At 68.5% G+C, this 12,371-nt stretch carries 11 protein-coding genes; 9 read left to right on the forward strand and 2 right to left on the reverse strand.

Features of this window, described 5'->3' with window-relative positions; all coding sequences use genetic code 11:
* Positions 1–2,598, forward strand: a complete 2,598-nt coding sequence (gene clpB, locus WEF05_04490) for an ATP-dependent chaperone ClpB (protein ID MEX1101155.1) — start codon at positions 1–3, stop codon at positions 2,596–2,598.
* Between the two features lie 64 nt (positions 2,599–2,662).
* Positions 2,663–3,364, forward strand: coding sequence for a LemA family protein (locus WEF05_04495; protein ID MEX1101156.1), 702 nt, complete (start codon positions 2,663–2,665; stop codon positions 3,362–3,364).
* A 7-nt stretch (positions 3,365–3,371) separates the two neighbouring features.
* Here the strand turns inward: WEF05_04495 and WEF05_04500 are convergent, their stop codons facing one another.
* The gene (locus WEF05_04500) at positions 3,372–4,340 is read right to left on the reverse strand and encodes a hypothetical protein (protein ID MEX1101157.1); all 969 of its coding nucleotides are present in this window, start codon (positions 4,338–4,340) and stop codon (positions 3,372–3,374) included.
* A gap of 88 nt (positions 4,341–4,428) precedes the next feature.
* Positions 4,429–5,730 carry an MFS transporter gene (locus WEF05_04505; GenBank protein MEX1101158.1) on the reverse strand — a complete coding sequence of 434 codons (1,302 nt, stop codon included), beginning with the start codon at positions 5,728–5,730 and terminating at the stop codon, positions 4,429–4,431.
* 127 nt (positions 5,731–5,857) lie between these two features.
* Between WEF05_04505 and WEF05_04510 the strand changes: the two genes are divergently transcribed.
* From WEF05_04510 to WEF05_04540, 7 genes are all read left to right on the forward strand, one after another.
* Positions 5,858–6,772 (forward strand): DUF2090 domain-containing protein, encoded by a 915-nt coding sequence (locus tag WEF05_04510; GenBank protein ID MEX1101159.1) that lies wholly within the window; start codon positions 5,858–5,860, stop codon positions 6,770–6,772.
* Between the two features lie 28 nt (positions 6,773–6,800).
* Positions 6,801–7,004 (forward strand): dodecin family protein, encoded by a 204-nt coding sequence (locus WEF05_04515; protein MEX1101160.1) that lies wholly within the window; start codon positions 6,801–6,803, stop codon positions 7,002–7,004.
* Complete coding sequence (locus WEF05_04520) at positions 7,005–7,994, forward strand: NAD-dependent epimerase/dehydratase family protein (protein MEX1101161.1); 990 nt, start codon at positions 7,005–7,007, stop codon at positions 7,992–7,994.
* A 116-nt stretch (positions 7,995–8,110) separates the two neighbouring features.
* Positions 8,111–9,271, forward strand: a complete 1,161-nt coding sequence (locus WEF05_04525) for a phospholipase D-like domain-containing protein (GenBank protein ID MEX1101162.1) — start codon at positions 8,111–8,113, stop codon at positions 9,269–9,271.
* Between the two features lie 47 nt (positions 9,272–9,318).
* Positions 9,319–10,593 (forward strand): adenylosuccinate synthase, encoded by a 1,275-nt coding sequence (locus WEF05_04530; protein ID MEX1101163.1) that lies wholly within the window; start codon positions 9,319–9,321, stop codon positions 10,591–10,593.
* A 4-nt stretch (positions 10,594–10,597) separates the two neighbouring features.
* A complete protein-coding gene (gene purD, locus WEF05_04535; protein ID MEX1101164.1) occupies positions 10,598–11,887 on the forward strand; it encodes a phosphoribosylamine--glycine ligase in 1,290 nt (429 codons plus the stop codon).
* The gene (locus tag WEF05_04540; protein ID MEX1101165.1) at positions 11,884–12,360 is read left to right on the forward strand and encodes an AIR carboxylase family protein; all 477 of its coding nucleotides are present in this window, start codon (positions 11,884–11,886) and stop codon (positions 12,358–12,360) included. Before purD ends, WEF05_04540 begins: the two co-directional genes overlap by 4 nt.
* The last annotated feature ends 11 nt before the right edge of the window (positions 12,361–12,371 follow it).

Below are 12,371 nucleotides of genomic sequence, written 5' to 3' on the forward strand. Positions count from 1 at the left end.
ATGGATCCGAACAAGCTGACACTGAAGTCACAGGCCGCGCTCGAAGCCGCGCGCCAGCAGGCGGTCGCCCGCTCGCAGCAGGCGATCGAACCCGAGCACGTGCTCTTCGCCCTGCTCTCCGATCCCGACGGGGTCGTGTACCCGTTGCTGCACACCCTCGATGTCGTGCCACGCCGCCTGCGCGATCAGGTGGCCGAGGCCCAGGATCGGCTGCCGAAGGTGTTCCAGCCCGGCGCCGCGGCCGAAGCGCGCCTGTCGCCCGCGGCCATTTCGATCCTCGAACGTGCCTTCGAGGAGGCCTCGGCACTCGGGGACGAGTACGTCTCCACCGAGCACCTGTTCCTCGCGATGCTGGGAAGCGACGGGACCTCCGCCCGTTTGCTCTCCGAGGCCGGTATCGATCGCGAGGCCACGATGGCCGCCCTCGAGCAGGTGCGCGGCAACCGGCGCGTGACCTCGCAGAATCCCGAGGACACCTATCAGACCCTCGAGAAGTACGCGCGCGATCTCACCGACGCGGCGCGATCGGGCAAACTCGATCCGGTGATCGGCCGCGACGACGAGGTCCGGAGGGTGATCCAGGTCCTTTCGCGCAAGACGAAGAACAACCCGGTGCTGATCGGCGAGCCCGGCGTCGGAAAGACGGCGATCGTCGAGGGGCTCGCGCAGCGGATCGTCGCCGGTGATGTTCCCGAGGGACTGAAGAACAAGCGGGTCGTCGCGCTCGACCTCGGTTCGATGCTCGCGGGCGCGAAATACCGGGGCGAGTTCGAGGAGCGGCTGAAGGCGGTCCTCGAGGAGATCGCCGAGTCCGAGGGCGAGATCATCACGTTCATCGACGAGCTGCACACGATCGTCGGCGCCGGCGCCGCCGAGGGCGCGATGGACGCCGGCAACATGCTCAAGCCGATGCTCGCCCGTGGCGAACTGCGCGCGATCGGCGCGACGACCCTCGACGAGTACCGCCAACACATCGAGAAGGACCCCGCCCTCGAGCGGCGGTTCCAGCCGGTGCTCGTCGCCGAGCCGAGTGTTGAGGACACGATCGGGATCCTGCGCGGACTGAAGGAGCGGTACGAGGTCCACCACGGTGTGCGAATCCAGGACGCCGCCCTCGTCGCGGCCGCGGTCCTGTCCGATCGCTACATCACCGGGCGGTTCCTGCCCGACAAGGCGATCGACCTGGTCGACGAGGCGGCGAGCCGGTTGCGGATCGAGATCGATTCGATGCCGATCGAGATCGACGAGGTCGACCGGCGGGTGAAGCAGCTCGAGATCGAGCGCGCCGCGCTGCGCAAGGAGACCGATGAGGCCTCGAAGGACCGGCTCGACAAGATCGAGAAGGAGCTCGCCGACCTGCAAGAACGGTTCGCCTCGATGCAGACGCACTGGCAACAGGAGAAGGAACGGATCGACGCGATCCGTGCCCTGAAGACCCAGCTCGAGGAGGTGCGCGGCGAAGCGGAGCGGGCCGAGCGCGACGGCGACCTCGAACGCGCTGCCGAGCTGCGGTACGGACGCCTCGTCGAGCTCGACGCGCAGCTCGAGGAGGAGAACGCGAAGCTGGACGAGGTGCAGGCCGAGCGCAAGATGCTGAAGGAGGAGGTCGACGAGGAAGACATCGCCGAAGTCGTCTCGACCTGGACGGGCATCCCGGTCGCTCGGCTGATGCAGGGGGAGATGGCCAAGCTGGTCCACCTCGAGGACGCGATCCACGATCGGATGGTCGACCAGGCCGAGGCCGTCCAGGCCGTCGCGAACGCGATCCGGCGTTCCCGCGCGGGGCTCAGCGACCCGCACCGGCCGATCGGTTCGTTCCTGTTCCTGGGGCCGACCGGTGTCGGCAAGACCGAACTGGCACGCGCGCTCGCGGAGTTCCTGTTCGACGACGAGCGGGCGATGATCCGCATCGACATGAGCGAGTACCAGGAACGGCACACGGTCTCGCGGCTGATCGGCGCACCGCCGGGCTACGTGGGCTACGAGGCAGGCGGACAGCTCACCGAGGCGGTGCGACGCCGTCCGTATTCGGTCGTGCTGCTCGACGAGGTGGAGAAGGCGCATGCCGACGCGTTCAACGTGTTGCTCCAACTGCTGGACGACGGGCGACTGACCGATGGCCAGGGTCGCACGGTCGACTTCCGGAACACGATCATCATCATGACCTCCAACATCGGGAGCTACGTCTACGACGACCCGCAGCTCACGCCCGAGGACAGGCGCTCGAAGGTACTCGACGAGGTCCGTGCGAGCCTGCGGCCCGAGTTCGTGAACCGGATCGACGAGATCCTCGTCTTCCAGCCGCTCGATCGCGAACAGATCGCCGAGATCGTGGGTCTCCAGCTGGAGCTGCTCCAGCTGCGCCTTGACGAACGCAAGCTCACGCTGGCCGTGAGCGACGAAGCGAAGGAGCTCCTGGCGAACCGTGGCTACGATCCCGCGTTCGGCGCGCGCCCGCTGAAGCGCGTGATCCAGCGCGAGGTCCAGGACAAGCTCGCGATGGAGCTGCTCTCGGGCACGATCACCGACGGCGACACCGTGAACGTCGCGGTGGAGGACGGCGAGCTGGTGTTCCGACCGGTCACTGCGACCGCCTGACCGCGCCTGTACGGTCTCTCGGGCTCGGGCTAGGCTGTCGGGCAATCGACGAAAGGAACCCACGGTGATCGTGGTCTGGATCGTGCTCGGGCTGGCGGTGCTCCTCCTCCTGTGGGGGGTCGTCAGCTACAACCGGTTCGTCTCGCAGCGCAACCTGATCAAGGACGCGTGGTCGAACATCTCGACCGAGCTCCAGCGCCGCTACGACCTGATCCCGAACCTCGTCGAGACGGTCAAGGGATACGCGCAGCACGAGCGCGGGACGTTCGAGGCCGTCACGCAGGCGCGCGCCGCCGCGACGGCCGCGGGCGGTTCGCCGGCCGAACAGGCCGCTGCCGAGGGACCGCTGATCGCCGCGCTCCGGCAGCTGTTGGCGGTCGCCGAGGCCTACCCCGATCTGAAGGCGAATCAGAACTTCCTCTCCCTGCAGGCCGAGCTCGCGAACACCGAGGACCGCCTGCAGACGTCGCGCCGCTTCTACAACGCGAACGTTCGGCAGTACAACGAGCGTGTGCAGTCGGTTCCCTCGAACGTGATCGCGAACGCGTTCAAGTTCCACGTCGAGGAGTACTTCGAGGTCGAGGAGTCGATCCGCGAGGGGGGCGTGCCCCAGGTGAACTTCACGCAGGAAGGACCGGGGGTCAGTTACGGCAACACCGGCAGCGGCGCGAATCGCCCCCCGGGCGGGGAGCCGCCCTCAGGCGGTGGTCCGGCCGCATCACCGGGGTCCCCCCCACCGCCCGCCGCTCCACCGCCACCCGGTTGAGTCGCCCTCAGGGCTGCACGACGAGCGAGTGGATGTCGAAGTTGTCCGTCCTGCAGTTGACTCGATCGAAGTACACGACGGGGTCGGAGCCTGAAGCGTCGACGTAGGCGTCGAACGCTTCACGACCGTCCGGAAGTTGAAGCAGCGGGACGGCCGGGCCGATCAGCGGTTGCGCGAGCAGACGGACGTTGTTCCCACATCCGGTCGCGCTGCGGAAGAAGTACACGGTTCCGTCCGGATCGACCGCAGGTGTGTACTGCCAACGCACGTTCGAGGGACGGGGGATCACGGTTCGGGTTTCGGCGGCGATGTCGTAGCGGTAGACATCGCAACTCCGGGCGCCGCAGCGTTCGTACACCGCGTAGTTCCCTGCGACTTGCCCTGAGCGAAGGAATCGGGAGCTCTCTGCGAGCTGGATCTGTGCCCCGCTCGACCGATCGAACAGGATCACCCGGGAGGTGCGACCGATGCGCCCAAACAGCAGATGATCGGCCGAGATCGTCGGGGCCCATTCCCACCGTTCGGTGTTCACGCCGGCCGGCGTCGGCACGAACTGCTCAGACGCCAGGTCGAACATCCGAAGGTCGGAACGGCTCTTTCGCTTGACCTGGAACACGAGATCATCCCCGAAGATGCCGCCGCTGAATGATTCGGTGCCTGCGATGTTCAGTCTCTGCCTGGACGACCCTGAGACCTTCAGGAACGTGTCGAAGTGACGAGGGTGACGACGCGAGTTCTGTGCCCACATGAACGTGCTGCCGAGAACGGCGGGGTTGATCTCAGACGAACGAGCACTCAACACGGCATCACGCAGATGTGGACCGCCGCCCGAGGCACGTCCCGCGACCGGCAGACCGGACTCGCCACCCGGACGAGCCCGATCCGGGACCGCGGCCGCAGCCCCCGTCGTGATCACGACGAGGGCGAGCGCGGCCGCGACGACGCCGGCGACGGTGCACCACGAAGGTCTTGTCATGTCAGGCTCCTCGTCGGACGGCTGGTCAAGCGTTTGCAAGGGAGCGAAGGCTGCCACAGGGTGGACTTCCTGTGCAACCCCTCGACGGTCAGGCCCCGTTTCGGGAATCGGGGAAGGATGGCGCCGACAGCCCGCCGCCCCGGCGGATGTCGCCCGTCAGGAACCACCAGGTGATCGCCCAGGCCAGCGCCACCGCGCCGAGCCCGATCGCGGCGGGACGTGGGCCGAACCGATCCGCAGCCCATCCGGTGACCAGACTCGAGATCGCGATCGAAAGCGTCACGAGCGCGAAGTCGAACGAGAAGATGCGGCCGCGCAGCCGGTCGGGGACCAGGCGCTGCAGCCCGTAGGTCGACAGGGTCCACTGGCCGCCGCCACCCAGATGCGCGCAGAACACGACCGGAAGCGCGACGGCGATCGTCGGGGTGAAGCCGAAGGCGACGTAGCTGATGCCGAACGTGGCCAAGGCGATGCCGATCGCAGCGAACAGACGCCGATCGTCGTCCCCTGCGATCGCGCGTCCCAGGAACGGACCGACGAGTGCGCCGGCGCCTCTGGCCCCCATCAGCAGGCCGATCCCGACGGCACCGGCGAGGAAGATCCGCTCGGCGAACACCGACAGCAGCACCAACACGCCGGCGCCGAGACCGAACCCGCCCTTGACGACGAGCAATGCGAGCACACGGTGGTCGCGGCGCGCGTAGGTCACTGTTTCCAGCGTTGCTTCGACGAGCCGGGGATGCTCCCCCTCGTGAGGTTCGGCGAAGGGGCTGCGGATCGAGAAGATCATCGCCGCCGACAGGGCGAACGAGGCTGCATCGATCGCGAAGGCGGCCGTGCTCCCCAGCCCCGCGACGACGAGGCCGCCGATCGCGGCCCCGACGGCCAGCATCGTTCCCCACGCGGAACCCACGAGCGAGTAGGCGGGCCCCAGGTCCTCGCTGGGAACCAGGTTGGGCATCGCCGCCTCCATCGCCGGGTCGAAGGCCGTCGAGAACACCGTGATGAACGGAAGGAGCACGTACACGAGCCACAGATCGCTCTCACCACCGATCAGCAGGAAGCCGAGGACCAGCACGGCGCGGGCCAGGTCGCACACGACCATCAACCGGCGCCGGTCCAGGCGGTCGACGAGGTAGCCGGCGGCCGGGGCCGCCAGGAACGAGGGAAGTTCCTGGGCGATGATCACGAGTGCCACCGACGTCGCGGTTCCTTCCAGCCGCAGCACGACATCGAACAGGGCCACCGTCAGGAACCAGTCGCCGCCGAGCGAGATCAGGCTCGCGATGTACAGACGACGGAAGTCCCGGTGCCGTCGCAGGACGCCGAGGCTGGCGCGCAAGCCGGTCGAGCGGGCGGCGGGAGCGGTGGACGATGTCGGATCGGACACGGCGCGCCAGCGTACCCTCGCCGCGCCCGTGGTTCGGTGCGCCTGAGGGCCACGGGCCGGCTCGGGTAGCATCGGGCCTGCGAACCGATGACCAGGCGCGTTCCACCTCTAGGAGGCGAAGCACACGATGGCACTGGGCTATGAAGGACAGCTCTACATCCTCGCGTTCGATCACCGGGGCTCGTTCCAGAAGAAGTTCTTCGGCGTCGCGGGTGATCCCACCCCGGAGGAGGCGCAGCGGATCTCCGACGCGAAGTCGGTGATCTACGAAGGAGCCCTCGCCGCCGCCGACCGGACACCCGAGCAGGCGATCCGCGAGTCGATGGGGGTCCTGGTCGACGAGCAGTTCGGGGCGGATGTCGCGCGTGACGCGCACAAGCGGGGGATCAAGCTCGCGATGCCGGTGGAAAAGAGCGGGCAGAACGAGTTCGACTTCCAGTACGGGGACGAGTTCGGCGCCCACATCCTCGACTTCGACCCCACGTTCTCCAAGGTGCTGGTCCGCTACAACCCCGAAGGCGACGGGGTGATGAACGCCCGGCAGTCGGCGAAGCTGAAGCAGCTGGGGGAGTGGCTCCACGCCAACGACCGGACCTATCTGTTCGAGATGCTCGTGCCCGCCGAGCCCCATCAGCTCGAGGCCGTGGGCGGTGACGAGGAGCGCTTCGACCGCGAGGTACGCCCGGCGCTGATGCGCAGGGCGATCGCCGAGCTCCAGCAGTCCGGGATCGAGCCGGACATCTGGAAGATCGAGGGGCTCGACGCACGCGAGGACTGCGAGGCCATCGCGGCGCAATGCCGGATCGGTGGGCGCGACGGGGTCGTGTGCATCGTGCTCGGTCGCGGCGCCGACGATTCGGCCTGCGACACCTGGTTGCGGACCGCGTCGGGCGTTCCCGGCTACGTCGGTCTCGCGATCGGTCGTTCGATCTGGTGGGATCCGCTCAAGGCCTACGTCGGCGGGCAGCTTCCCCGCGAGCAGGCCGCCGACCGGATCGCGGAGAACTACCTGCGGTTCGTGTCCGTGTACCGCGCCGGCTGAGCGACGAACACGAGAGAGAGGAAGCACGATGGCCGTGATCAAGACGATCGACCTGGTGGGCGTCTCGACCGTTTCGTGGCGCGACGCCGCGGAGCGAGCTCTCGACGAGGCGGCGAAGACGATCCGGGGGATCGAGGCGATGGACATCCTTGAGACGAGCGCGAAGGTGGAGGACGGGAAGATCTCCGAGTACAACACGCACGTCTCGATCCGGTTCCGCATCGAGCGTTGAGTGCGGATCCTCGTCATCGGCGGGACGGAATTCGTCGGCCGTACGTTCGTCGAGGCGGGGCTCGCGCAGGGCCACGAGCTCACCCTGTTCCACCGGGGTCGGACCGGGCGGGACCTGTTCCCCGACGCCGAGCGCCTGCTGGGCGACCGCGACGGCGGACTCGATGCTCTCCGGGGGCGTCGTTGGGACATGGTGCTCGACACGTGCGGATACGTCCCACGGCTCGTGCGCGACGCGGCCGAGATGCTCGCGGACGCCACCGAGCGCTACCTGTTCGTCTCGACGACGTCGGTCTACGCGGACGAGTCGCATCCGGGGATTGACGAAGGGGCGGCGCTCGCCGACCCGGAGCCCTTCGCCGACAGCGAAGAGGTGTCCGAGGAGAGCTACGGTCCCCTGAAGGTGCTGTGTGAACGGGCGGCTATGGACGCGTTCGGCGCCGAACGGACGCTGATCGTGCGCCCCGGCTACATCGTCGGCCCCTACGATCCCACCGATCGATTCACCGCTCATCTCGTGCGGGTCTGGCGGGGAGGGACGTTCCTCGCTCCGGGGCCACCGGACCTCGCGATGCAGGGGATCGATGTCCGCGACCTCGCCTCGTGGATGCTCGCCTGCGCCCCGCAGCAAACCACCGGGGTTTTCAACGCGGTTGGTCCGGCGACCTCGATCGCCGACATCCTCGATTGCGCGCGTCGCGAGAGCCGGAGCGACGCGGAGCCCGTGTGGGTCGACGCCGCGTTCCTGCTCGAGGCCGGGGTGGCGGACGAGATTCCCATGTGGCATCCGCGCCCCGACGAGGCCGGCGCGATGCGGTTCGACCCCGCGAGAGCGATCGGCGCGGGTCTGAACCTCCGCCCGATCGCGGAGACGATCCGCGACACGCTCGCCTGGCGGACCCCCCTGCTGCACGAGCGTCCGCTTGTGGCGGGCCTGACACCGCAGCGGGAGAAGGAGCTCCTGTACGCGTGGGCATCGCGGATCGGCTGAGGCGCCACCGAAGGGCCGTAGCTGCGGGTGCGGCCGGCGCCGGTCTGGCAGCGTACGGCGCCCGTGAGCTGGCCCGCTTCCGGTCGGAGGCCGCTCGAGGCTACCGGCTCGATGGCGTGCCGCAGCCGGGAACCGACGACTTCGCCCGACTGGTCGAAGCCTTGACCGCAGCTCCGCTCCGTCAGGGCAACCGAGTCACGTGCCTTCGCAACGGCGACGAGATCTTTCCCGCGATGCTGGACTGCATCCGAGCGGCCGAGCGCACGATCAACCTGCAAACGTTCGTCTACTGGACCGGGGACATCGCCGTGGAGTTCGCGACCACCTTGGCACGACGGGCGGCCGAGGGGGTCTCCGTGAAGGTGCTGCTCGACGCCGTCGGAGCGAACAAGATGGATCAAGGGTTGGTCGACCAGATGGAACGCGCGGGCGTGGAGGTGGCTTGGTTCCGGCCGGTGCGGCTCCGAAGCATCGCCCGCGCCAACAACCGGACCCACCGCAAGATCCTCGTCTGCGATGCGAAGGTCGGATTCACCGGAGGCGTCGGCATCGCCGAGGAATGGACCGGGAACGCACAGGACCCCGGCCACTGGCGCGAGACGCACGCGCGCGTTGAGGGTCCGGCCGGACGGGATCTGCTCGGCGGCTTCATCGAGAACTGGGCGGAGGCGACCGGGGAGGTCCTCACGGGCGATCACCTCGCGCTGGTCGACCCGTTCGACGACGGCGTCGACGCCCAGGTAACTCGGAGTTCGGCAACGAAGGGGCACACCGAGGCCGAGGAGCTGTTCTTCGCGGCGATCGAGGGGTCGCGGGAACGGCTGTGGCTGACGACCGCGTATTTCGCTCCCCGGCGCGCCTTCGTAGATGCGCTGACCCGGGCGAGTGATCGCGGCGTCGACGTGCGCCTGCTCGTGAACGGCCCGCACATCGACAAGAGGATCGTCCGGCGCGCCGGCCATGCGAGCTATTCGACCCTCCTCGAGCATGACATCCGGATCTTCGAGTTCCAGCCGACGATGCTCCACGCGAAGATCCTGCTGATCGACGGCCGGTGGGCGACGATCGGGTCGATCAACTTCGACGACCGATCGTTCCGACTCCATGAGGAGCTGAACCTTTCGATCTCCGATCCCGGCTGCACCGACCGATTGGCGGGTCACTTCGAGGAGGACCTGGGCCGGGCCGAGGAGATGACCCTCGAGGCGTGGCACGCTCGTCCCGCACACCGGCGTGCGCTCGAGACCGGCTCGGCGTTGGTTCGTCGCCAGCTGTAGAGGGTGGCTGACCTGCGGCGCAACCGCCACGGATAGACTGAGGTCCTATGCCGGCTTCGATCGTGCTCGGGACCCAGTGGGGGGACGAAGGCAAAGGGAAGGCGACGGACTACCTCGCCGACCGGATGGACCTGTGCGTCCGCTACCAGGGAGGGAACAACGCCGGGCACACGGTGATCGCCGAGGGACGCGAGCTGAAGCTGAACCTGATCCCCTCGGGCATCCTGTACGAGCACGTCACTTCGGTGCTGGCGGACGGCGTCGTGATCGATCCAGGCGTGCTGCTACACGAGATCGACGAGCTCGAGGCCGACGGGATCGACACCTCCCGCTTGAAGATCTCGGGCAACGCGCATCTGATCATGCCCTACCACCTCGAGCTCGAGAAGGTGACGCAGCGGTTCCTCGGGCAGAACGCCCTCGGCACGACCAAGCGCGGGATCGGACCGAGCTACGGCGACAAGGCCGCCCGGATCGGTCTGCGCGTGCAGGACCTGTTCGACGAGAAGATCTTCCGCGAGAAGCTCGACGTCGTCCTCGACGAGAAGAACAAGATCCTGACGAAGATCTACAACCGCCTGCCGTTGGATGCCGACGCGATCGTCGACGAGACGATGGCGTATGCGCCCCGGCTCGAACCGCACGTCGCCGACACCGGCAAACTCGTGCACGACGCGCTGCGTGAGGGACGCAACGTGCTGCTCGAAGGCGCGCAGGGAACGCTGCTGGACCTCGATCACGGCACGTACCCGTTCGTCACGTCGTCGAACCCGGTCGCCGGCTACGCGCTCGCCTCGGTCGGCATCGGCCCGCGGGAGGTCGATCGGGTGATCGGGATCGTGAAGGCGTACGTGACGCGCGTCGGTGCGGGGCCCTTCCCGACCGAGGACACCGGGGAGCAGGGCGAGCGGCTCGGGGAGCGCGGGGCGGAGTTCGGGACCACGACCGGCCGCAAGCGCCGCTGCGGTTGGTACGACGCGTGCATCCTCCGGTACGCGGCCCGGCTGAACGGCCTGACCGAGCTGATCCTCACCAAGCTCGATGTGCTGTCCGGGTTCGAGACCGTGAAGGTCTGCACGGGGTACCGCGCCGAGGGCGAGCTGTTCGAGGACTTCCCGCCGCACCAGTCGCTGTTCCACAAGGCCGAGCCCGTGTACGAGGAGCTCGAGGGGTGGGGCGAGGAGATCAGCGACGCGCGGTCGATCGACGATCTTCCGGCCGCAGCCCGAAAGTACGTCGACCGGCTCGAGGAGCTGGCCGACGTTCCGATCAAGCTCGTCTCGGTCGGCCCCGACCGCGAGCAGAGCCTGCCAGCGGGGTGAGTCGATGAGGGTGCTGGTCGTCGGGGGAGGCGGCCGCGAGCACGCCCTTGCGTGGAGGCTCGCGCAGAACGCGACGATCGACCGTCTCTACGCCGCGCCCGGCAACGCGGGCATCGCTCGGGAAGCCCAGTGCGTCGACATCGCGGCCGACGATGTTCCCGGGTTGCTCGCGCTGATCGAGCGGGAGCAGATCGACCTGACGGTCGTCGGCCCCGAGGCCCCGCTGGTGCTCGGCCTCGTCGACGAGCTCGAGGCGATCGGGGCGCCCGTATTCGGTCCCACCTCGGATGCGGCGCGGATCGAGGGATCGAAGGCGTGGACCAAAGACCTGTGCGAGCGGTACGGCATCCCCGCGGCCCGGTCGCGTTCGTTCTCGGACCCGGACGAGGCGATCGCCTACCTCGACGCGGTCGGGTCGCCGTACGTCGTGAAGGTCGACGGGCTCGCCGCCGGCAAGGGTGTCACCGTGACCGAGGACCGCGCCGAGGCGATGCTCGCGATCCGCGAGGCGCTCGTGGACCGGGTGTTCGGCGCCGCCGGCGACACGGTCGTGATCGAGGAGTTCCTCGATGGGTACGAGGTCTCGGCGTTCGCGGTCACCGACGGGCGGGAGATCCTGCCCCTCGACCTCGCGCAGGACTTCAAGCGGGCCGGCGACGGCGACACAGGGCCGAACACGGGGGGGATGGGCGCGTTCAGCCCGCTCCCGGACGTTCCCGACGACGTCCGCGCGCGGATCTTCGACGAGATCGTCGCGTGGGGTGTGCGCGCGATGGAGGCCGAGGGCGTCCGGTTCCGCGGCGTGCTCTACGCGGGTTGCATCGTGACCGCCGACGGTCCCAAGCTCGTCGAGTTCAACTGCCGGATGGGCGATCCCGAAACCCAGGTCGTCGTGCCGCGGCTGCGCTCGGACCTCGGGGAGCTGATCCTCGGGTGCATCGAGGGGAACCTGAAGAACTACCGGGCGCGATGGCGTCCGGAGGCCTGCGTGACCGTCGTGGCGGCCTCGGGCGGCTATCCCGGTCACTACGAGACCGGGGTTCCGATCACCGGGATCGAACAGGCCGAGGAGGTCGACGGGGTGCTCGTGTTCCACGCGGGCACGATCGAGCGCTCCGGTAGACTCCTGACCGCCGGCGGGCGTGTGCTCGCGGTGAGTGGCCTCGGCCCCACCGTCGAGGATGCCCGCGAACGGGCATACGAGGCGCTCGACCGGATCTCGTTCCCGGGCATGACGTATCGGACCGACATCGCTTCGGTTCCGGGACCGACCACAGGAGAGGGGAACGGGTGACCGAGCCGACGCCGCAGGTGGGGGTGCTCGCCGCGTCGCCCGCAGAGCTGGGGGTGCTCCAGCAGGCGGGCGCGATCCTCGAGAAGTTCGACATCCCCCACGAGATCCGCGTGATGTCCTCGTCGCGGAACCCCGACCTTGTCGACGAATACGCGCGCACGGCGTTCGAGCGCGGCATGCAGGTGATCATCTGTACGACCGGCATCTCCGGGCACCTGGCGGCCGCGATCGCCGCGCGCACAGTGCTCCCCGTGATCGGTGTTCCGATCGTCTCGCCCCCGCAGATGGACGGCCGCGAGGCGCTCGCGATCACCGCGCAGATGCCCTCGGGTGTTCCGGTCGCGACGGTCGGCGTCGATGCGGGCGTGAACGCGGCCGTGCTCGCCGTGCAGATCATCGCGGTCGGTGATCCGGACGTGCAGCAGCGGATGTGGAAGTTCAAGGACGACCTTGCGGAGGGCCTGCGGCTGTGAGGCCGGGGCCC

Source organism: Actinomycetota bacterium (assembly GCA_040881665.1).
Lineage (GTDB): Bacteria > Actinomycetota > UBA4738 > UBA4738 > HRBIN12 > JBBDWR01.